This is a genomic window from Streptomyces sp. NPDC088810 (assembly GCF_044750305.1).
In the GTDB taxonomy this organism is placed as follows: domain Bacteria; phylum Actinomycetota; class Actinomycetes; order Streptomycetales; family Streptomycetaceae; genus Streptomyces.
Window position 1 is genome coordinate 267,443 of record NZ_JBIVJQ010000003.1, and the last position, 20,285, is coordinate 287,727.

Sequence of the window (20,285 nt, forward strand, 5' to 3'; positions counted from 1 at the left end):
GGCACGCCGGTGCCGGGTCAGGGCCGGCGGGCCCAGGCGGCCTGCGCCGGCCCGGGCGACGGCACCAGGCCGAGGCGCTGGGCGCGCAGTACCGTGCCGACGCGGTCGCGGGTGCCGAGCTTGCGGTAGATGTTCTCGACGTGCTTGTGCACCGTGCGGACCGAGATGCCCAGGCGGCGGCCGATCGCGTCGGCGGTGAGCGCGTCGGTGAGCAGCACCAGGACGGCGGTCTCCCGCGGGGTCAGCGCGCAGTCCGCCGCCTGCTCCTGCGGCGCGCCGGACGGGCCGAGCGCCCGCCACTCCACCAGCAGCTGCCGTTGCCGCTCGACCGCCGCCAGCAGCGGCTGGACGCGCTCGGCCATGACCAGCTCGTCGTCCGTGAAGTCCGCACCGGACCGGTACACGAGGCAGCCGGTGATCGGCGCCGCGCTCCCGGGGAGCGGTACGCCCAGTACATGGTCGACGTCCAGGACCTCGCGGAGCAGGCGTGCCGTCGGGCTGTCCGGCCACGTACGGCCCGCCGCCCGGTGCGCGGTGACCGGCGTCCGGTCGGTTCCGGGCCCGTAGTGACCGGCGAAGGGATAGCCCGCGCGCAGCAGGCCGAGGTCGGCGCCCCCGAGCCGGGCCAGCTCCGCGGCCGCCCCGTCGGGCACCGTGCCGATCGTGCCGCTGCGCTCGCTCCAGTCGTCCAGCTTGTGGATGACCGTCTCACCGCCGCACACCTCGGCCAGCGTGCCGGCCAGCAGCGGCCACAGCCGCCCGGGTTCCCGTTCGTGCAGGGCCGCCACGGCGACGGCCGTCATGCGCTCGTAGGCCTTCTCCAGCCGCACGGATTCCTCTCCGGTTGCCTCGCGTACTCGTCCCCCCCGTCGGCATACGTACTTGTACGCATACCCTCGCGGTCCCCGTCCGGCGCACACTTCAACCCGGCGACACCGGCCTGCCCGGACGCATCGCGTCCGACGGGCCGCCGGCACGGGGGAACGGCGGCCCGTCCGGTGTCGCCCCTCCGCATGCCCGCCTCCTGCCCGGAAGATCGGCCCGGCAACCGACGACGCCCCCCGGGCGGAGCCGGAGGGCGTCGGGACGAGCGGGAAGGGTCAGCCGCGCTCGGCGCCGCTCTCCTTCGGCTCCTGCTTGAGCTTCTTCAGGCGCGCGGCCTCCTTGCGGACCTCGGCCTGGGTGGCCCGCTCCTTCTCCAGCCACGCGGGCTGCTCCTGCTTGAGCGCCTCGATCTGCTCCGTGGTCAGCGCCTCGGTGACCCCGCCCCGGGCGAGGCCCGCGATGGAGACGCCCAGCTTGGCCGCCACCACCGGACGCGGGTGCGGACCGGTGCGCCGCAGCTCGCGCAGCCACTCGGGCGGGTTGGCCTGCAGCTCGTTCAGCTCGGCGCGCGTGACCACACCCTCCTGGAAGGAGGCGGGCGTGGCGGGGAGGTACACACCCAGCTTCTTCGCCGCGGTCGCGGGCTTCATCGTCTGGGTGCTCTGCTGCGACTTCATGACGTCAAGGGTATCGGCCGTGCGCGGGAGGCCCGACCACGGCCGGTGACCGGGGCCACCGGCGCAGGCCGGTAATCTGGCCTGATGACAGGCTCGGAGGATGCACCGTCGTTCCGGCTCGCGTACGTTCCCGGGGTGACGCCCGCCAAGTGGGTGAAGACCTGGAACGAGCGCCTGCCCGACATCCCGCTCACCCTCGTCCAGGTCCCGGCCGCGGAGGCACCCGAGGTGCTGCGCGCGGGCGAGGCGGACGCGGGTCTCGTCCGGCTGCCGGTCGACCGTACGTTCTTCAGCGCGATCCCGCTGTACACCGAGACCACGGTGGTCGTCGTCCCGAAGGACCACCTGATCACGGCCGCGGACGAGGTGTCGCTGGCCGATCTCGCCGACGAAGTGCTCTTCCACCCCCTGGACGACGTCTTCGACTGGGACGCCCCGCCGGGCGAACCGGCCTTCGAGCGGCCCGCCACCACCGCGGACGCCGTCGAACTGGTGGCGGCGAACGTCGGCCTCCTGGTCGTCCCGCAGTCCCTGGCCCGCCTGCACCACCGCCGGGACCTCACCTACCGCCCGGTCGTCGACGCGCCCCAGTCGAGCGTCGCCCTGTCCTGGCCGGAGGAGGCCACCACCGACCTGGTGGAGGACTTCATCGGCATCGTCCGCGGACGCACGGTCAACAGCACCAGGGGCCGTACGGCGGCGAAACCGGCCGACGCCGAGCGCAAGCGCTCCGACCAGGGCGGCAGCCGGCAGGGGGCGAAGGCACCGGCCAGGTCGTCCGGGAAGCCGGCGGCCCGCACCGCACGCACCCGCACCGGCGGCGGCAAGCCGGCCAAGCGGGGCAAGCCGCGCCGGAGGGCGTGAACCCGGCCTGTCAGGTGCCGGGCTGTACCGCCTCCCCGGCGCCGCCCTCTCCCGGACCGCGCCCGACCGGCTCCCCGGTGGGTTCGGGCCGCACGTGCCGTTCCCGCAGATCGGCGACCGCCAGCACGAGGGCGACCACGATGATGCCCACGGCGGAGAGCAGCCCCAGCTGCATCGCCGTGTCGGTACGGCCGTGATTGGCGAGGTGGGCGAAGTACACCGAACCCACCACCGCGATCCCGGCCGCCGAGCCGACCCGCTGGCCCGTCTGGAGCACGCCCCCGGCCGCACCCGCCCGGTGCACCGGGACACGGGTCAGGGTGAGGGTGGTGTTCGGGGACACCGTCAGACCGGAGCCGATGCCTCCGACGAGCAGCGGCAGTGCCGACGCCCAGCCCAGGTTCCGCCCGGGCACCAGCTCCACCGCCACCATCACCCCGAGCAGCCCCAGGGCCACCCCGCCGAGACCGATGACGACCAGCTTGCGGCCGAAACGCACCACCAGCCGGCCCCCGGCGGCGGCCCCGACCGCCGAGGCCGCCGCGAAGGGCAGGACCGTGAGGCCGGAGGCGAGCGCGCTGTATCCGACGCCGTTCTGCAGGTACAGGGCGTAGAGGAAGAAGACGGTGGTGAAGCCCGCGAAGTAGGTGAGGCTGATCAGCGAGCCGAGCGTGAAGGAGCGCAGGGAGAACAGCCCCAGGTCCACCAGCGGAGCGCGCCCGCGCAGCCCCTGCCGTTTCTCCCACGCCCAGAACCCGCCCAGCAGCACCAGGGCCACCGGCAGCAGCGCCCACTTCTCCCGGCCGGTCCACTGCTGCTCCTGCACCAGGGGCAGCATGAGCGCGAGCACGCCCGAGCCGAGGAGCAGCACCCCGAACAGGTCGAACTCCTCGTGCTTGCCGGCCGCCGGGTAGCGGGGCAGCAGCCGGAGCCCCGCGGCGAAGGCGGCCACCCCGATCGGCAGGTTGACGAAGAACACCCACCGCCAGCCGTCGTCGGTGCCGACGGCGTCGATCAGCAGGCCGCCCGCCAGCGGGCCCGCCGCCGTCGACACCCCGATGACCGTGCCGAGCACGCCGAACGCCTTGGCCCGCTCGGCGCCCTGGAACATCTGCTGGATCAGCCCGGAGGTCTGCGGCGCGACCATGCCCGCCGCCGTGCCCTGGATCAGCCGGAACAGCACCAGCCAGGAGGGACTGGCCGCGAGCCCGCACGCCAGCGAGGCCACCGTGAACAGCGCGAGTCCGATCAGGAAGGCCTGGCGCCGGCCGCGCATGTCGCCCAGCCGGCCCGCCGGGACCAGCGCGAGCCCGAACGTGAGGGCGTACCCGGAGACCACCCAGGACTGGGTCGCCTCCGAGGCGCCCAGCCCGCGCTCCAACGAGGGCAGCGCCACGTTCACGATCGAGGTGTCGAGGAGCGAGATGAAGCCCGCCGCCAGACAGACCCCGAGCGCCTTCCACCGCCGCTCGTCGGGTGCGGATGGTGCCGCGACTGTAGTCATGGGGTCACGCTATGCAGTCACGGCCCGCCGCGCACGGGGAACCACCGCGCCCGCCCCCGGTTCGGCGCCCCCGCGGTCACGCCACGTAGGACGCCTTCCGGGCCGTGTGCACCACGGTGTCGCCGTCGGCACGCGCCAGTCGCCCTTCGGCCACCCAGGTGTCGACGACCTTCCCCACGTGGGTCACCAGCGCCCCCTTGCTCCGGAAGGGTGCCCCCGCCCACACCGCGTCGAGCAGCGTGGTCCCGTCGGGGCGGACGGGATTGGCGACCCCGGAGTCGAGGCCGCCGAAGACCACCCGGGGTTCGGTACGGCGGACGTACGCGTGGGTGGGGTCCTCGGTGCCTTCCAGGAAGGGGGCGAACTCCGTGCCGTGCAGGGTGTAGTGCAGCGGGGAGCCGGGGACCGGGGCCAGGGACGGCAGCAGATCGCCGGAGAGCGCCGCGTTGCCGTACAGGCCGACCTCCAGGTGCGTGCTGGCGGAGCTGCGGCCGACCAGGTTGACCGGTCCGTAGAACAGCGCCTGCAGGGACGGGTCGTCGGGGGTCCGCTCGGTCCGCAGCCGGAACGGCATGCTCACGCGGACCGTGTCCCCGGCCCGCCAGGTCCGCGAGACGGTGAAGTAGGTGCCGGGCACCGGCGTGCCCTCCACCGCGCGCCCGTTGACCGTCACCCGGAACCCCGCGGTCGCCCACCCGGGCACCCGCAGCCGCAGCGCGAAGGAGGCGCGGCCCCCGCCGACGGTGAGCGTGCTGCCCTGCTCCGCGGGGAAGGCGGTGCGCTGGGTGACCGTGACGCCGCGCTCGGCCCAGCCGAGGGTGGAGGGGCTGTAGAGGTTCACGTACAGCGCGCCGCCGTCGGCCGCGGCGAAGTACACCGAGTCCTGGTACTTCGTGGCGCTCTCCATGCCGGTGCCCTCGCAGCAGGTCGTGCCCTGCTTGGGCGTGTAGTCCCGGACATGGCCGGGCGTCAGCCCGATGAAGTAGGTCACCAGCGGCTTCTCCGCGTCCGGCCGGTCCTGCTTGCTGCCGAGCACCTGGTTGTACAGGGCACGCTCGTAGTAGTCCATGTAGGCCGGGTCCGGCTCGTGCAGGAACAGAGCCCGGCTCAGCTTGAGCATGTTGTACGCGCAGCAGGTCTCCGCGGTCGTCGCGCCGATCGTCCCGGCGACGACGTCCCGCGCCTTCCAGAACTCGCCGGTGCTGGTGCCGCCGATGCCGTACATGCGGTGCGGTACGACCATCCGCCAGAAGTTCTTCGCGGCGGTCAGGTAGCGCTGCTCGCCGGTGGCGTCGTACAGCCGGACCAGGCCGGTGAAGATCGGGATGTGCTGGTTGGCGTGCAGTCCGTCGAGCACGTCGGTGTCCGCGGCGCACGCGTCGATCAGCCGGTCCAGGTCGAAGAGCCGGGCCAGCGCGAGATGCTCGGGCTTGCCGCTGCGGTCGTGCAGATCGCAGATCGCCTCGACGATCCCGCCGTACTCGCCGCTGGAGAAGATCCCCCACATGCGCTGCAGGGTGGCCGCGGGCAGCCGGGACAGCCGTGCGTACATCCAGTCGCCCATGCCCGAGGCGAGGTCCAGCGCCCGCGCGTCCCCGGTGGCGAGGTGGGCGTCCAGCAGCCCGCGCAGGATCTTGTGCGCGGTGTAGTACGGCGCCCAGACCTTGGTGTAGTCGCTGCCGGTCATCGACTCCAGCTGGATGAACTGGGTCTCCGGGTAGGCCGCGAGGAACCCGGGATGGCTGGGCCCGCCCCAGGTGCGGCGCAGGACGGCGGCCGTGCCGCGTCCGGAGGAGTCGGCGAAGCGGGAGCCGGACGTCTCGTCGAGCCGGTACGACGCCAGGTCGCCGGCGCCGGCGGAGGTGTCGGCCGCACGGGCGTGCTGGAGGCCGGCGATCTCCGCGGGGCTCAGTACCCGGGACCAGATCTGGAACTCCGCGAGGCCGCCCGCGAACACCGGGTCGCCCGCGTAGTGCGAGCGGCCCAGCCAGTGGTCGGCGAGGGCGCCCAGGGCGGCCGGGGTGAGTGTCATGGCGGTGTTGCGGGCCACGGCGGTGCCGTCGACGTAAAGGGTGCCGGTGCCGCCGCCGAGCGTCACGGCCAGGTGGCTCCACCGGCCCAGCGGCAGGGCAGCCGTCCCGTTCAGCGCCTGCTCGCCGCCGGCTCCCGAGGTGGTGACGGCGAACCGCGGAACTCCGGCGGCGTTGCGCACGGCGAGGTAGAGATACCGGGTGGTGTCGGCTCCGAAGTCCAGGACCCGGGCCCAGGGCGCGTCGTGCTCCGGCCGCACCCATGCGGACAGCGTCACCGCGGTGGTGGTGCCGAGCACCCCGCCGGGCAGGTCGACGTACCGGTAGGAGCCGCGCACCTGCTCGACGGCCGGCCCGAAGGGCCCCTCGGCGGTCAGCACGACCGGGTCCCGGCGCAGCGCCTCCCGCACCTCGGTGAGCGCACCGATCATGGTCCGGAGCCGGTCGCCGAACACCTTCTCGCCGGTGCTCGCGTAGGCCTGCGCCAGCATGGTGAGGAAGTGCCCGGTGTAGTGCCCGCGCAGGTTCCCGTTGGCCTCCCCGTCCAGCCCCTCCCAGCCACCGGGCGCGACCGCGCCGCCCGAGTCCTGCCCCGCGTTGGCCCGGAAGACCTGGAGCAGCCGGTTCACGTCGTAGCCGCGGGCGTGGTCGAGCAGCAGGGCGCGCTTGTCGGCGAAGACGCCTTCGCCGAGGGCCACGTCCCCCAGCGCGAACGGCCGGAGCGGGCCGGCCGGTCCGCCCGCGGCGGCCGCGGCCCCGCCGGTGGCGAAGACGCTCAGGCCGGTCGCCGCGGCGGTGAGTGCGGCCGCCTGGAGGAGGGTGCGTCGCGACAGGGGCGGGGCCATGTGCTCCTCGTTTCCGGTGCGCCGGTTGTTCGATATGTCGAACCATGTTCGGTGATTCGCCCAGAAGATAGAGAAGGGGTGGGGGAGCGTCAACGGTACTGGCGAGTAACGGAGTTGTTCAGCGGGCCGTGTCCCGCAGCCACGCGTACGCCGACTCCGCCGTGAACTCGGCCTGGCCGCCCCGCAGCAGCAGGGACGCGGTGGCGAACTCGGGGGCGTCCGCCTGGGCGGGGAGGTACGGGACCGCGATGCAGCGCATGCCGGCCGCGTGGGCGGCGGCCGCGCCGGGGGCCGCGTCCTCCAGGACCACGCAGTCGGCCGGGTCCGCGCCGAGCCGGCGGGCCGCTTCCAGGAAGACGTCGGGAGCGGGCTTGCCGTGCGGGACCTCGTCGGCCGAGACCACCGTGCGCAGGTGGGCGGCCAGGCCGGTGCCCGCCAGGATCGCCTCGATGGCGTCCGGGGAGGAGCCCGAGGCCACCGCCATCGGCACGTCCGCGGCCGCCAGCAGTTCCACGAACGCCCGCATCTGCGGGTACGCGGGCGTGTGCCTGCGGGCCAGGGCCAGATAGCGGCGGTTCGTCGCGGCCAGCAGCTCCGCCGCCGGGGCGCGCAGACCGTAGCGTTCCCGCCAGAGCGTCACCGTCTCCCGGGTGCTGATACCGACGTAGCTCTCGTGGTCCGCCCAGCTGAAGCCGGGGACGCCGTGCTCGGCCAGGGTCCGCCGGCTCGCCTCGTAGTAGTTGGGCTCGCTGTCCACCAGCGTGCCGTCGAGATCGAAGATGACCGAGAGGGCGCCAAGATCGCTCATGGCGTCCAGGATGCCAAGGGTCAGGCGCGGGCCGCCCGGCCGACCGACTCCACCAGGGGCAGCAGCCGGTACGGGACGCGCTCGCGCAGCGCCACCTCGGTGCGCGTGCGCACCACGCCCGGGAGGCTGATCAGCTTCTGGATCACGTCCTCCAGGTGCGCGTTGTCCCGGCCCACCACCCGCGCGAGCAGATCCCCGCCCCCGGTGATCGAGAAGGCCTCCACGATCTCCGGTACGGCGGCCAGCGCGTCCCCCACGTCGTCCAGATGGCCCTGGGTCACCTCGATGTGCACGAACGCCAGCACCGGATGGCCCAGCGCGGCGGGGGAGAGGGAGGGGCCGGTGCCGGTGATCACGCCGTCCCGTTCCATCCGGTCCAGCCGGGCCTGGAGCGTGCCGCGGGCGACGCCGAGGATGCGGGCGTACTCGCGCACGCTGGTGCGCGGCTGCTCCAGGAGCAGCCGCAGGATGCGGGTGTCGAGTTCGTCCACGGCCATGATGGACGACTGTACCAATGGCTCAGCAGTCCTGGAGGCGCCTGTACCGCCCGACCTGGTCCGTTGGCATTCCGGCGGGTGCGCGTGCCGGACTGGTACTGGGCCAATGGATCAGTGATCCGGGGCAGACTTGAGCCAGTGACCCTGGTGATGCTCTCATGGACGTGTCGATGGCGCTGCGGATCCCCGCGGCGCCTTTTCTGTGTGGTGTTCCCAGGGGAGGGCAGCAGTGCTGAAGAGGGTGTTCACGGCTCCGGACCCGGGACGGGCGCGGTTGCGTTTCGCCGCGCGGGCCGTCCTCGGCATCGGCCTCGCGGTCGTGGTCTGCGGACTCGCCGGACACTCCCTCGCCGGTGCGGTCACCGGCGGCCTCGCCGCGCTGCTCGCCCTGTTCACCGTCGCTGACCCGACCGTGCGCGGGCAGGCGGTCACCACCGCCCTGCTGCCCGCCGTGGGCCTGCCGGTGCTGGCCGCCGCGGCCGAGCTGCACGACCTGCCCGTGGCCCGCGACCTCACCTTCCTGGCCGTCGTCGGCGCCGGCGTGTACGCCCGCCGGTGGGGCCCGCGCGGGCACAGCCTCGGCGTGTTCGCCTTCATGACCTTCTTCGTGGCCCAGTTCCTGCATGCCACGCCTGGGCAGCTGCCCGAGCTGTACGCCGCCGTACTGCTCTCCGTGCTCACCGCGGCCGTCGTGCGGTTCGGCGTGTGGTGCTACGAGCGGCGGCTGCCCCCGGCCGCCGTGCCCGCCCCGCCCGCCGGGACCGGGCTGGCCCGGGTGACCACCCGGCAGGCCGTCCAGGCCACCGCCGGCGCCGGGTTCGCGCTCGTCGTGGGACAGCTGGTGTCGGGACAGCGCTGGTACTGGGCCGTCGGCGCCACGTGGTGGATCTTCGTCAACACCGCCTCGCGCGGCGAGACGCTGGTCCGCGGCTTCCGCCGGGTCCTCGGCACGGTGATCGGCATCGGCCTGGGCTTCCTCGTCGCCGTCCCCGTGCACGGCGCGCCCGTCCCGACGGCCGTCCTCGTCGCGGCCGCCGTCTTCGGCATCTTCTACACGGCCGCCGTCTCCTACACCTGGATGATGCTCTGCGTGACGCTGCTCGCCGAACTGCTCTACGGCCTCCTCGGCGTCCTCAGCCCCGGGCTGCTCGCGCTGCGGCTCGCCGAGACCGGCGTCGGAGCGCTCGGCGCCGCCCTCGCCGTCCTGTTCGTGCTGCCGGTCACCACCCACGCGACCACCGACGCCTGGATCCAGCGGGCCCTGCGCTGCGTGCACGCCTGCACGGCCGAGGCCGCCGCCCGCCTGGCCGGCTCCGCCACCGCCGACCCCGCGCCGCGCGTGGCCGAACTGGAGCAGCTGCTCGGCCGGGTCCGGCTGTCGGTGGCCCCGCTGGTGCACCCGCTCAACCCGATGCCGGCGCGCAAGGCGCGGGCCCGCCGGGTCCTGGCGCTGCTCGACGACTGCGCCCGCGAGATCCGGGGCCTGGTCGCGGTCGCCGCAGACCCCGAGGCCTCCCACGACGCCCGCCTGGCCGCCGCCTGCTGGCGGGTGGAGGCCGCCGTCGAGGCCCTCACCGCGGGCCGCACCGACGCCCTCCACCACCCCGTCGAACCCCCCGCCGAAGGCGCCCTCGCCCACCTGCACGGTTTGGAGCGCGCCCTGGCCGAACTCGCCGAGCCGCTGCGGACTCCGTCCGGGTCGCGACCGGTCGGCGCCTGACCGGTCGCGGCGACGGGGGAGGCTCCGCGAAGAACCGCTCTCCCTGCCCCGCCGGGAGCGCCTCGGTCGGCCTGCCGTTGCGGTCGCCGTCCGGCTGTCGGCTGGTCGGTGCCTTGCGGGTCGCGGTGACGCGGGTTGCCCACCTGTATGGCCTGGAGCGGGCCCTGGTCGAAGTCGCCGGGCCGCTGCGGAGTCGTCCGGCTGCCGGTGGTCGGTGTCTGACCGGTTGCGGTGACGCGGGAGGCTCCGCGAAGAACCGCTCCGTCGCTGCGCCCTGCCCCGCCGGGAGCGCTCCGGCCTGCCTGCCGCTGCGGTCGCCGTCCGGCTGTCGGCTGGTTGGTGCCTTGCGGGTCGCGGTGACGCGGGTTGCCCACCTGTATGGCCTGGAGCGGGCCCTGGCCGAAGTCGCCGGGTCGCTGCGGAGTCGTCCGGCTGCCGGTGGTCGGTGTCTGACCGGTTGCGGTGACGCGGGAGGCTCTGCGAAGAACCGCTCCGTCCCCGCGTGCCGCTCCGCCCCGCCGAGGGCGTTGTCGCCTGCCTGCTGGTAGGTGCCAATGTGCCGCGGTGACGCGGCAAGCCCTGCATGGAACCGTCACCCGTTTGGTCTAGACCGATGCTGATCGACTGCTACCGTCGGCCTCGCAGCGGCTTCACGGCTCGACCGAGAGGGGACAGCGGTGGCACAGGACGGCAGGGCGGGCAGGCGCCGGGCGTTTATCGGATCGTTCACGGCGGCGGGCGGTCCCGGACTGGTGACCGCGGAGGTCGCCCGGGACACCGGGGCCCTCACCCTCGTGTCCGCCGTGCAGGATCTGCCCGACCCCTCCTACCTGGCCCTCTCACCGGACGGACGCACGCTGTACGCGGTCAGCGAGACCGCCGAGGGCGCTGTCGCCGCCTACCGTGTCACCGGCGACCGGCTGGAACCCGCCGGCGCGCCCGTGCCGGTGGACGGCAGCAGCCCCACCCACCTCGGCCTGTACGCGGGGCACGTGCTCACTGCCAACTACGGCTGCGGCAGCGTCACCGCCGTCCCCCTGCGCCCGGACGGCGCCCTCGCCGGCGCGCCCTCCGGACGGCTCCAGCACACCGGCTCCGGACCGCACGACCGGCGCCAGCGCGGCCCGCACGCCCACCAGGTGCAGCCCGACCCCAGTGGCCGGTGGGCGGTCAGCGTCGATCTGGGGACGGACTCGGTGCGGGTGTGCACCCTCGCGGACGGCACCCCCGCGGTGCACCGCGAGATCGCCCTGCGCCCCGGCTCCGGCCCGCGCCACCTGGCCTTCCACCCCGACGGCGAGCACGCCTACGTGGTCAACGAGCTGACCCCCACGATCACCGTCTGCCGCTGGGACGGCGCCGGCGGCTCCCTGAAGCCGCTCATCGAGGTCCCCGTGCTGCCCGGCGCACCCGCCGGCGACGCCTACCCCTCGGGGATCGTCGTCTCGCCCGACGGCCGCTTCGTGTGGACCGCGACCCGCGGCGAGGACGTCCTGTCGGTCCTCAGCGTCCAGGAGGACGGGCTCCGGCTGATCGGAACCGTGCCCTGCGGCGGGCACTGGCCGCGCGCGCTGGCCCGGCACGGCGGCTTCCTCTATGCGGCCAACGAGCGCTCCGGCGATGTCACCTGGTTCGCCGTGGACGAGACGACGGGCATCCCGCGCTACGACGGCTCCGTGCGCGTCGCCGCGGCCTCCTGCATCGTCTTCGGCTGAACACCATCGGGCCCGGCCGATGTACGGGCCCGGGCAAGGCGAAGGGCCCGCTCCGGGACGGGAGCGGGCCCTGTGGCGTACAGATGCCGAAGGCCGGACGCCGGGGCGTCAGCGGACGGGTGCGCCCTGGGGCTGCTGCGGGGCGATGCCCAGCGCCGTCGTGTACTTGGCCAGCGCGAGCTTGCCGATCGCCGGGTACGCGCCGAGCGCCTCGGAGGTGGAGCAGCCCGCCTCCTCGGCCGCCGCGGCCAGCAGCGCCGGGTCGATCTCCGGGCCGACCAGGTACGGCGCCAGGGCCAGCTGGTGCGAGCCCGAGGAACGCAGCTGCTCGGCCACGGAGGCGATGGAACCCTCCTGGTCCAGGGCCGCCGCCATCACCGGCACGGCCAGGCGCGCGGCGAGCAGCATGCCGGTGATCCCGGCCGCCTGCACGGCCTCCTCGCCGCCCACCGACGCCAGGATGATGCCGTCCGCGGCCGTGGCCACGGTGAACAGCCGGGCGCGGTCGGCGCGGGCCAGGCCCGCCTCGGACAGCCGCACGTGCAGCGCCTCCGCGAGCAGCGGATGCGGGCCGAGGACGTCGGTCAGCTCGGCGGCGACCCGGCTGTCCATCACGGACTGCCGGATCTGCCGCAGCAGCGCGCTGTCCGGACCGGCCAGCAGCGGGACGACGACGGCGACCGGCCCGTCGGGCTCCTTGATTCCCTCGACCCCGGCCGCGACGGCCTGCTCGTAACGCGCGGCCCGCTCCGCGGCGGCCCGTGCCAGCACGGAACGCAGCGTGGGGAACTCGGTGTCGTCCCCGTCCAGGTACCCGATCCGGGCGTCGAGGCCGGGCAGCTCGGAGCGGGCGATGCTCACGACCTCCTCGGCGAGGCTGCGCGTGGTGGTGCTGGGCACACCGGGCACCGCGAGGACGAGCGCGGGCGCGCCCTCGGGAGCCACCAGCGGTTCCGGGCGGCGGTGCCGTCCGGGCTGGCGGGGTCGCGGCATTCGTACGGGCAGGCCGGACGCGGGTCCAGTGGGGGAGCTCATGGCGCCGCATGTTACTGGCTTCCTGCCATCCGCCGTTCGGGGAGGGTGCAGGTGAGCGGTATCCGTCCGGTTTTGTCTGATGAGTTACGCGTGGATGGCACATGCGCCGGGCACGTACCGGACGCATCGGCGGAGACCGGGACGGAACCGCCGGTCCGGGGACCGGTCGCCCCGCGCCGTCACCCGGGGCGCAGGGCGACGCACAGCATCGCCGGATCACCCGGCAGGCTGAGCCGCCCCGCCGCCAAGTCCGTCGCGATACGCACCGAACCGTGCAGCGGATCGCCCTCGGCCGGCACCTGCCGGGCGTGCGGCAGCCTGCGCGCCAGCTCCTCGCGCAGCGGTACGAGGAGCGGGTCGCCCATCTTGAACAGGCCACCGGTGAGCGCCACTTCGGGTGCGCCGTCCGCCGGGCACACGGCGGCGGCGGAGTCGGCCATGTGCCGGGCCGCCGTACGCAGGATGTCCGCGGCGACCGGATCCTGCGCGGCGCACGCGGCCACCCGTGGCGCGAAGGAGGCCAGTACGGCGGCCCGGTCGGTACGCGGGTACAGCAGGCCGGGCAGCCCGCGCACCGGGCCGAACTGCTCCTCGGCGCAGGCCAGCAGCGGTGCCGAGCCGCCGTCGCGGCCGTCGTGGGCGCGCAGTGCCGCCTCCAGACCGGCCCGCCCGATCCAGGCTCCGCTGCCGCAGTCGCCCAGCAGATGCCCCCAGCCGTCGGCCCGCCGCCAGCCCGTCAGATCCGTGCCCACCGCGATCAGTCCGGTGCCCGCGGCGAGGACGGCACCCGGACGCGGGCCGAGGGCGCCGACGTACGCGGTGACGGCGTCGGCGGCCAGCGCCACCGCCCGCACACCCAGCTCCCGGGCGAGCGCGCCCGGCAGTTCGGCGCGCAGGGCGTCGCCCAGGGTGGCGAACCCGGCGGCGCCGACGACGGCCGTGCCCAGCTCGCCCACGCCCGCCTCGGCGGCCATGGCGCGGGCCACCGGGACGAGCTGGTCCATCAGGTGGGCGGGGTCGATGCCCCGGGCACCCGTGCGGACCGGCTCCCGGGTCTCGCGCCGAGCCGAGGGCTCCCGCCCCGGGACACCGACGGCGACCCGGATGCCGGAACCGCCGGAGTCCACGGCGAGATACCCGGCGGCGGTCACGGCAGACGCCAGTCCACCGGCTGCCCGCCCTGCTGGATCAGCAGGTCGTTGGCCCGGCTGAAGGGCCGCGAGCCGAAGAAACCGCGGTCGGCCGACATGGGCGAGGGGTGCGCGGACTCCACCGCCGGCAGACGGCCCAGCAGCGGGCGCAGATTGCGGGCGTCCCGGCCCCAGAGGATGGAGACCAGCGGCTTGCCACGAGCAGCCAGGGCCCGGATCGCCTGCTCGGTGACCTCCTCCCAGCCCTTGCCCCGATGCGCGCCCGGACTCCGCGGCGCGGTGGTCAGCGCCCTGTTGAGCAGCAGCACCCCCTGCTGCGTCCACGGAGTGAGATCCCCGGTGGACGGCTGGGGCAGCCCGAGGTCGCTGGTCAGCTCGCGGAAGATGTTGATCAGGCTGGGCGGCAGCGGGCGCACCTCGGGCGCCACGGAGAACGACAGGCCCACCGCGTGCCCCGGGGTGGGATACGGGTCCTGACCCACGATCAGGACCCGTACCTCGTCGAAGGGTTGCTGGAAGGCCCGCAGGACGTTGGGCCCGGCCGGGAGGTACGTGCGTCCCGCGGCGATCTCCGCGCGCAGGAAGTCGCCCATCTCGGCGATCCGTCCGGCGACGGGTTCCAGGGCCTTCGCCCAGCCCGGTTCGACGATTTCATGCAAGGGTCGTGGTGCCACGGGCGTCACCCTACTGCCGCGCACCCGTCGGCGATCAACCAATGGCCCTTGCCCGTGCGCGCGGTCAGCCGACCACCGCCGCCCGCACGCACAGCACGTCCGGCAGGTGCGCGGCCAGCTGCTGCCAGCTGTCGCCGTCGTCGGCCGAGGCGAACACCTCGCCGTTGCGGTTGCCGAAGTACACCCCGGCCGGGTCGCCGTCGTCCGTGCACAGCGCGTCCCGCAGGACCGTGCCGTAGTGGTCCTCCTCGGGCAGCCCCTTGGACAGCGGCTCCCAGGTGCGGCCCGCGTCCGCCGTGCGGAAGACCCGGCAGCGGTGCCCGGCAGGAACCCGGTCCGCGTCGGCGTTGATCGGGAAGACGTACGCCGTGCCGCCCCGGCGCGGATGCGTGGCCGCGGCGAAGCCGAACGTCGACGGCAGGCCCTCGCCGATGTCGGTCCAGTGCGCGCCCGCGTCGTCGCTGCGGTACACGCCCCAGTGGTTCTGCAGGTACAGCCGGTCCGGGTCGGCCGCGTCTCTGGCGACCTTGTGCACACACTGGCCGAACTCCGGGTCCGGGTCCGGCAGGAACACCGCGGACACACCCGAGTTGGACGGCGCCCAGCTCGCCCCGCCGTCGGCCGTGCGGAACACCCCGGCCGTGGAGACGGCCACCGTCACGGACCGCGGATCGCGCGCGTCGGTGAGCACCGTGTGCAGGCCCTCACCGCCCCCGCCGGGCACCCACTGCGAGCGGGTCGGGTGCTCCCACAGCGGCCGGACCAGCTCGAAGCTCTCGCCGCGGTCCGCCGAGCGGTACAGCGCGGCCGGTTCCGTGCCCGCGTACACCACGTCCGGCTCGGCGGCGGACGGGTGCAGCTGCCAGACCCGCTCCAGGGAGGCACCGGTGTCCTTCGGGAACTTCACGGCGGGCCGGGACGGTTCGGTCCACGTACGGCCGAGGTCGTCGGAGTGGAACACCGACGGGCCCCAGTGCGCGCTGTCGCCGCCCGCCAGCAGCCGCGGCCGGGCGCCCCGGGTGTCGATCGCGACCGAGTAGACGGCCTGCGCGTTGAAGTACGGACTCTCGTCGAACTCCCAGGGGCCGCCGCCCCGCCGCCGCGCGATGAAGAGGCCTTTGCGGGTGCCCACCGCCAGCAGTACCTCGGTCATGCCGATCACCTCCGGGACGCCGTTGTCCGGGTAGTCGTTCAGATACCGGCCAGTGTGCACCCCACCACTGACACCGCTCCCCCGAGCGGGCTTCCGCGCAGGTCAGGGCCTGTGTCGCGGGGCCGTGGCGAGGATCGGCCGGTTCCGTTCCGGCATGCGCCTGCGCGAGGGGGGTGTCTCGTGCGACCGTCGGGGAGACGGCTCGTCGTGAGCAACGGAGCGATCTCTCCCGTATGGGAGGGCGGTCCGGCCGGTCGGTGCGCTCGTGAGGAGGATGCCTTTGAAGGCGTTCCGTGGTCCGAAGGTGTGGCTGTGGCGCTGGCGGCGCAACCCGCTCAAACGCCGGGCCGACGTGGTGGAGGCCTGGGTGGTGCTCGGTGCCTGTCTGCTGACCGTCCTGGCCGGGGTGCTGGCCGGTCTCGCGGCGGCCGGCTCGGTGGAGGACGGGCTCGCCCGGGAACGGGCCGCCTGGCGGCCCGCTGTGGCCCGGGTCGTGGCGCAGGTGCCGGGGTCCTCGCGCCGGCACGGCAGCCATGCCTCCTCCACCGGTGAACGGATCTGGGCCGAGGTCCGCTGGACGGTGCCCGACGGCTCCGCCCACAACGGTCAGGTCCGGGTGGAGCCCGGCAGCAAGCCCGGCACGCCGGTCACGGTGTGGACCGACCCGCAGGGGCACCTCGTCTCCCGCCCCACCACCGCCTCCGAAGCCGCCTTCCGGGCCACCCTGATAGGCCTCCTGGTCGGCGTGAGCGCCGCGGCCGTCCCCTTCGTCGCCGGCCTGGCCGTACGGGGCCGACTGGAACGCCGTCGCATGGAGGCCTGGGACACCGAGTGGTCCCGGCTCGGCCCCCAGTGGGGGCGCATGGTCTGACCCTGGGCCGCTTCCGGAGCGGTGGGGGTGCGGGAGGTGTCGGCCCGCCTACACCCCTGCCCGCAGCCCCCGGCACATCCGCAGCAGTTCCTCGTCGTCCGGGATGCCGCGGTCGCCGTACGCGCCCTCGTCCGCCGTGTGGCGGCGGGGACGGGCCGGTTCGGCGGTGATCAGGTCGTGCAGGGGCGCCGCGGCGGCGCCCATGGTGGTCAGGCAGCGGGCGATGGGGGCACGGGTGCGCGGGTCCGCCGTCCAGGCGGTCCGGAACACGGGCAGGACCGGGTCGGGGTCCCCGGCGATGTGCCACAGCGCGCACGCGGCCGGTACACGTTCCCGCGCCGGCCCGGAACCGGCGAGCCGGCGCAGCTCGGGCAGCGCGGCGCGCGCGGCCGGGCCCAGCCTGGCCAGCTGCCGCGTGGCGCTGCGGCGGGTCTCCGGATCCGGTCGCGCCAGTTCCCGCAGCAGGACGGGGAGTACGGCGGCGGCGTCCCCGTCCGCCGACCACAGCGCGCCCGCCGCGAAGGCCGCGTGCCGGGTGCGGAGCAGCGTGCGCAGGAGCGGTGCCGCCGGTGCGGCCGCGCCCAGCTCCGCCAGTGTCTCGATCACCTGGCCGGCGACCGCGTCCCGGCCTCCCAGGCCGTCGGGAGCGCCCGAGAGCAGCCGCAGCAGCTCCGGAACGGCGTCCTCGTCCCCGATGGCTCTGATCGCCGTCAGCAGCGGCGTGGCGAGCCGGGCGGCGGTGGGGGAGGCGAGCGGGACGCGGCCCAGGCGGTGGCGCAACGCGGGGGCCAGCGCAGCGGCGGCCCGGCCCAGGTGCGCGACTTCACAGCCCAGCCCGACGGGTGCCGCCGGTCCGGCCAGCAGCTGGGCCAGGGGTGGCACCGCGCGCGGATCGCCGGTCCTGGCCAGCGCCTTGAGCGGGCCGCCCAGCGCGGGCGGGCAGCGCTCCCAGCGGTACGTCCACAGGTCGGGCCGCGCGGTCACCAGTGCGTGCAGGTCGTCCGCCGCCGGTGCGGCCAGGTCGAACAGCTCGGCCAGGACCGAGACCGCCGCGTCCCGCAACCGGTCCTGCTCGCTGCCCAGTTGCGCGCCGAGCAGTCGTACAGGGCCGTCGTACGCGCCGCGCCAGCCGCGGAACAGTACCGCCGACATCCACACGGCATTGCACCGGTCCACCGGGTCCGGACTGGTCAACTGCCCGGTGAGCAGGGCGATCCGGTCGTCCACCCGGTCACCGAGGGCGCTGTGCAGGGTGCGCAGCAGCACGGCGCCCTCCTCGTCGGAGGGCCGCAGCCGTCGTATCCGGCGCACCAGGGTGTCCGTGCCCGGGTGCTCCTGGTGCTTCAGGCGCTGCGCGGACCGCTGCTGCAGCAGCCGGACCGCCGCCGGCACCAGGTCGGCGGGAAGCCGGCCGGGCGCGCGGAGCGCGAGCTGGCCGAGCGCCGCGAGCCGCAGGCCCGGCGCGTACGGCGGCGCGCTCTGTTCGGCCAGGAGGTCCAGCGCGCCGTCGGCGTGCGCGGGGTACCGGTGCGCGAACAGGCCGAGGGCCTCCGTGAGGGCCAGCAGGACGCAGTCGTCCCGCTCGGCCCGCAGCCGCCGCCCCAAAAGCTCCAGGACCCGTGGGGGCTCCTCCAGGAAGCGCACCAGGGCCCCGGCCGCAGCCCGGCGCACCGCCGGGTCCGGGTCGCCGGCGAGCACGGCGAAGGCCTCGGCGCCCGCGCACACCGCCGCCCGAGCCCGCCCGTCCCCCGTCAGCCCCTCCGGTCCGCCCGGGCCCTGCGCGTCGCCGGCGGTCTCCGCGCCGATGCTCACCAGCAGTTCCACGATGCAGCCCCGGTCCGGCACCTCCTCGCTGGCCAGCATCGCGAACAGGAAGGGCACGCAGGCGAGCGTCGAGTCGTACACCCTCCCCTGGTGGTGCACCGCGCTGTACATCCCGTCGAGCGCGGTCGCCCGCTCGGCGGTGTCCGCGGACGCCAGGGCCCGTAACCACCCGGGCACGTCCTCCGCGCTGCCGTGCGCGTGCCGCAGCGAGGCCCAGTCGACCTCGTCGATCCCCGTGAACACGTTGTCCTCCCCAGGCGAGTGCCACCTGATCGGGAGTGTGCACCACGGCACCGACAACGGTCCGGAACCATCCGCTGACTGTGTGCGATCCGTCGGCGCTGACCGGCCACGGGACGCGGTCGCCCGCACGCGTGCGTGGAGGGATCAGTTCCGGCCGGGCAGGGCACGCTCCAGGACGGCGTCCAGGTCGGTCCCGGCGGGCAGGGTGCCGAACGCGTGGCCCCAGTCGCCGCCCAGCCGGGTGGCGCAGAAGGCGTCCGCGACCGGGTGCGGAGCGTGCCGGACGAGCAGGGAGGCCTGGAGGGCGAGCGCCATCCGCTCGACCAGCCGGCGGGCGCCCGTCTGATCGGTTTCGGCCAATTGGTCCTTGAGTGCCGCCACGGCCGTGTCGAGCCGGGCGTCCGCCCCGCGCGCGAGGGCGAGTTCGGCGAAGAAGGCCTCGGCGGTGTCCGTCTCGCGGCCGAGGGCACGCAGCACGTCGAGCGCGTTGACGTTCCCGGAGCCCTCCCAGATCGACAGCAGCGGGGCCTCCCGGTAGTGCCGGGGCATGCCGGACTCCTCCACGTACCCGTTGCCGCCCAGGCACTCCAGGGCCTCCGCGGTGAACGCGGGGCCCCGCTTGGTGACCCAGTACTTGCCGACGGCGGTGGCGATGCGCCGGAAGGCCCGCTCCCCGGCGTCCCCGCGCACCGCCCGGTCGGCCGCGCCGGCCAGCCGCAGCGTGAGCGTCGTCGCCGCCTCCGACTCCAGCGCGAGATCGGCCAGGACGTTGCGCATCAGCGGCTGCTCGATCAGCCGGGCGCCGAACGCGCTGCGGTGCCGGGCGTGGTGCCCCGCCTCGACCAGCGTCTTGCGCATCAGGGTCGCCGAGGACATCACACAGTCCAGCCGGGTGCAGTTGACCATCTCGATGATGGTCTTCACGCCCCGCCCCTCCGGGCCCACCAGCCAGGCCACGGTCCGGTCGAACTCCGGCTCCGAGGAGGCGTTGGAACGGTTGCCCAGCTTGTCCTTGAGCCGCTGGATGCGGAAGGTGTTGCGGCTGCCGTCCGGCAGGATCCGCGGCACCAGGAAGCACGACAGCCCGCCCGGGGCCTGCGCGAGGACCAGGAAGACGTCGCACATGGGCGCCGACGTGAACCACTTGTGCCCGCGCAGCGTGTACACGCCCGCCTCGCCGGTGGGCGTGGCCGTGGTGGTGTTCGTCCGCACGTCGGAGCCGCCCTGCTTCTCCGTCATGCCCATCCCGGCGAGCAGCCCGGGCTTCTCGGTGGGGACGCGCAGCTCCGGGTCGTACTCCCGGCTGGTGAGCAGCGGCTCGTACACCTTGGCGAGATCCGGCTGGGCCCGCAGGGCGGGGACGGCGGCGTACGTCATCGACGTGGGGCAGCCGTGTCCCGCCTCGGTGTGCCCCCACACCAGGCCGCCCGCGGTCCGGGCGACGTGCGCGCCCGGCCGGTCGTCGGCCCAGGGGGCGCCCGCCAGACCCTCGGCGACCGCCGTCCGCATCAGGTGGTGCCAGCTGGGGTGGAACTCGACCTCGTCGACGCGGTGGCCGTAGCGGTCGTGGGTGCGCAGCACCGGCTCGTACCGGTTCGCCAGCTCGCCCCACTCCTGCGCTTCCGCGCTGCCCGCGCGCGCCCCCAGCCGCCGGATGCCGTCCTCGGCCCACCCGGCGCCCTCCCGGCGCAGCCCCTCCAGCAGAACCGGGTCGTCGGAGGCGTCGTACGGGGCGAGGGGCGGCGGCTGGTTGGTGACGTCGTGCGTGGCGTCCGGCCGCGGGGACGGTGACGGCGGCTGCGACTGCGCGGGAATCGAGACCATAGAAGCATGTTGCACTCTTCCTGCG

16 protein-coding genes are annotated in these 20,285 nt (G+C 74.7%); 4 read left to right on the forward strand and 12 right to left on the reverse strand.

Annotated features, from left to right (window positions below; translation table 11 throughout):
* Positions 1 to 17: 17 nt before the first annotated feature.
* Together ACIP4Y_RS12055 and ACIP4Y_RS12060 are read right to left on the reverse strand one after the other, a co-directional pair.
* Positions 18 to 830 carry a response regulator transcription factor gene (locus tag ACIP4Y_RS12055; protein ID WP_401391270.1) on the reverse strand — a complete coding sequence of 271 codons (813 nt, stop codon included), beginning with the start codon at positions 828 to 830 and terminating at the stop codon, positions 18 to 20.
* Between the two features lie 270 nt (positions 831 to 1,100).
* Positions 1,101 to 1,502, reverse strand: a complete 402-nt coding sequence (locus ACIP4Y_RS12060; RefSeq protein WP_401391272.1) for a DUF5997 family protein — start codon at positions 1,500 to 1,502, stop codon at positions 1,101 to 1,103.
* Positions 1,503 to 1,586: 84 nt separating this feature from the next.
* Between ACIP4Y_RS12060 and ACIP4Y_RS12065 the strand changes: the two genes are divergently transcribed.
* Positions 1,587 to 2,366 (forward strand): LysR family substrate-binding domain-containing protein, encoded by a 780-nt coding sequence (locus ACIP4Y_RS12065; protein ID WP_401391274.1) that lies wholly within the window; start codon positions 1,587 to 1,589, stop codon positions 2,364 to 2,366.
* A 10-nt stretch (positions 2,367 to 2,376) separates the two neighbouring features.
* Here the strand turns inward: ACIP4Y_RS12065 and ACIP4Y_RS12070 are convergent, their stop codons facing one another.
* The 4 genes from ACIP4Y_RS12070 to ACIP4Y_RS12085 all read right to left on the reverse strand — a co-directional run bounded on the left by ACIP4Y_RS12070 (position 2,377) and on the right by ACIP4Y_RS12085 (position 8,050).
* Entirely contained in the window at positions 2,377 to 3,870 is a 1,494-nt protein-coding gene (locus ACIP4Y_RS12070; RefSeq protein WP_401391277.1) for an MFS transporter, read from the reverse strand.
* A 76-nt stretch (positions 3,871 to 3,946) separates the two neighbouring features.
* A complete protein-coding gene (locus ACIP4Y_RS12075; protein ID WP_401391280.1) occupies positions 3,947 to 6,745 on the reverse strand; it encodes a beta-L-arabinofuranosidase domain-containing protein in 2,799 nt (932 codons plus the stop codon).
* 118 nt (positions 6,746 to 6,863) lie between these two features.
* The gene (locus ACIP4Y_RS12080) at positions 6,864 to 7,553 is read right to left on the reverse strand and encodes an HAD family hydrolase (protein WP_401391283.1); all 690 of its coding nucleotides are present in this window, start codon (positions 7,551 to 7,553) and stop codon (positions 6,864 to 6,866) included.
* Positions 7,554 to 7,573: 20 nt separating this feature from the next.
* On the reverse strand, positions 7,574 to 8,050 hold the full coding sequence (locus ACIP4Y_RS12085; RefSeq protein WP_189300821.1) for an Lrp/AsnC family transcriptional regulator: 477 nt from the start codon (positions 8,048 to 8,050) through the stop codon (positions 7,574 to 7,576).
* A gap of 229 nt (positions 8,051 to 8,279) precedes the next feature.
* On the opposite strand from ACIP4Y_RS12085, the gene ACIP4Y_RS12090 reads away from it, so the two are divergent.
* Both ACIP4Y_RS12090 and ACIP4Y_RS12095 read left to right on the forward strand, forming a co-directional pair.
* Entirely contained in the window at positions 8,280 to 9,770 is a 1,491-nt protein-coding gene (locus tag ACIP4Y_RS12090) for an FUSC family protein (RefSeq protein ID WP_401391286.1), read from the forward strand.
* Between the two features lie 677 nt (positions 9,771 to 10,447).
* Positions 10,448 to 11,485, forward strand: a complete 1,038-nt coding sequence (locus ACIP4Y_RS12095; protein WP_401391289.1) for a lactonase family protein — start codon at positions 10,448 to 10,450, stop codon at positions 11,483 to 11,485.
* 108 nt (positions 11,486 to 11,593) lie between these two features.
* Here ACIP4Y_RS12095 and ACIP4Y_RS12100 read toward each other — a convergent pair whose 3' ends face one another.
* The 4 genes from ACIP4Y_RS12100 to ACIP4Y_RS12115 all read right to left on the reverse strand — a co-directional run bounded on the left by ACIP4Y_RS12100 (position 11,594) and on the right by ACIP4Y_RS12115 (position 15,498).
* Positions 11,594 to 12,520, reverse strand: coding sequence for a hypothetical protein (locus ACIP4Y_RS12100; RefSeq protein ID WP_358642958.1), 927 nt, complete (start codon positions 12,518 to 12,520; stop codon positions 11,594 to 11,596).
* Between the two features lie 179 nt (positions 12,521 to 12,699).
* Complete coding sequence (locus ACIP4Y_RS12105) at positions 12,700 to 13,671, reverse strand: N-acetylglucosamine kinase (protein ID WP_401391290.1); 972 nt, start codon at positions 13,669 to 13,671, stop codon at positions 12,700 to 12,702.
* Positions 13,668 to 14,345 (reverse strand): uracil-DNA glycosylase, encoded by a 678-nt coding sequence (locus ACIP4Y_RS12110; RefSeq protein WP_401391292.1) that lies wholly within the window; start codon positions 14,343 to 14,345, stop codon positions 13,668 to 13,670. The genes ACIP4Y_RS12105 and ACIP4Y_RS12110 overlap by 4 nt, the downstream gene beginning before the upstream one ends.
* Positions 14,346 to 14,409: 64 nt before the next feature.
* Positions 14,410 to 15,498, reverse strand: a complete 1,089-nt coding sequence (locus ACIP4Y_RS12115; protein WP_401392498.1) for a WD40/YVTN/BNR-like repeat-containing protein — start codon at positions 15,496 to 15,498, stop codon at positions 14,410 to 14,412.
* A 274-nt stretch (positions 15,499 to 15,772) separates the two neighbouring features.
* Between ACIP4Y_RS12115 and ACIP4Y_RS12120 the strand changes: the two genes are divergently transcribed.
* Positions 15,773 to 16,369, forward strand: a complete 597-nt coding sequence (locus tag ACIP4Y_RS12120) for a hypothetical protein (RefSeq protein ID WP_401391295.1) — start codon at positions 15,773 to 15,775, stop codon at positions 16,367 to 16,369.
* A 48-nt stretch (positions 16,370 to 16,417) separates the two neighbouring features.
* Here the strand turns inward: ACIP4Y_RS12120 and ACIP4Y_RS12125 are convergent, their stop codons facing one another.
* Both ACIP4Y_RS12125 and ACIP4Y_RS12130 read right to left on the reverse strand, forming a co-directional pair.
* Positions 16,418 to 18,436, reverse strand: coding sequence for a HEAT repeat domain-containing protein (locus ACIP4Y_RS12125; protein ID WP_401391298.1), 2,019 nt, complete (start codon positions 18,434 to 18,436; stop codon positions 16,418 to 16,420).
* A gap of 144 nt (positions 18,437 to 18,580) precedes the next feature.
* Entirely contained in the window at positions 18,581 to 20,260 is a 1,680-nt protein-coding gene (locus tag ACIP4Y_RS12130) for a DNA alkylation response protein (RefSeq protein ID WP_401391301.1), read from the reverse strand.
* Between the last annotated feature and the right edge of the window lie 25 nt (positions 20,261 to 20,285).

Bases quoted from the DNA above. Each gene is read 5' to 3' on its own strand.
- ACIP4Y_RS12070 (WP_401391277.1), bottom strand. From the start codon at position 3,870: ATGACTACAGTCGCGGCACCATCCGCACCCGACGAGCGGCGGTGGAAG.
- ACIP4Y_RS12065 (WP_401391274.1), top strand. From the start codon at position 1,587: ATGACAGGCTCGGAGGATGCACCGTCGTTCCGGCTCGCGTACGTTCCC.
- ACIP4Y_RS12100 (WP_358642958.1), bottom strand. From the start codon at position 12,520: ATGAGCTCCCCCACTGGACCCGCGTCCGGCCTGCCCGTACGAATGCCG.
- ACIP4Y_RS12060 (WP_401391272.1), bottom strand. From the start codon at position 1,502: ATGAAGTCGCAGCAGAGCACCCAGACGATGAAGCCCGCGACCGCGGCG.
- ACIP4Y_RS12120 (WP_401391295.1), top strand. From the start codon at position 15,773: ATGCCTTTGAAGGCGTTCCGTGGTCCGAAGGTGTGGCTGTGGCGCTGG.
- ACIP4Y_RS12085 (WP_189300821.1), bottom strand. From the start codon at position 8,050: ATGGCCGTGGACGAACTCGACACCCGCATCCTGCGGCTGCTCCTGGAG.
- ACIP4Y_RS12080 (WP_401391283.1), bottom strand. From the start codon at position 7,553: ATGAGCGATCTTGGCGCCCTCTCGGTCATCTTCGATCTCGACGGCACG.
- ACIP4Y_RS12130 (WP_401391301.1), bottom strand. From the start codon at position 20,260: ATGGTCTCGATTCCCGCGCAGTCGCAGCCGCCGTCACCGTCCCCGCGG.
- ACIP4Y_RS12075 (WP_401391280.1), bottom strand. From the start codon at position 6,745: ATGGCCCCGCCCCTGTCGCGACGCACCCTCCTCCAGGCGGCCGCACTC.
- ACIP4Y_RS12115 (WP_401392498.1), bottom strand. From the start codon at position 15,498: ATGACCGAGGTACTGCTGGCGGTGGGCACCCGCAAAGGCCTCTTCATC.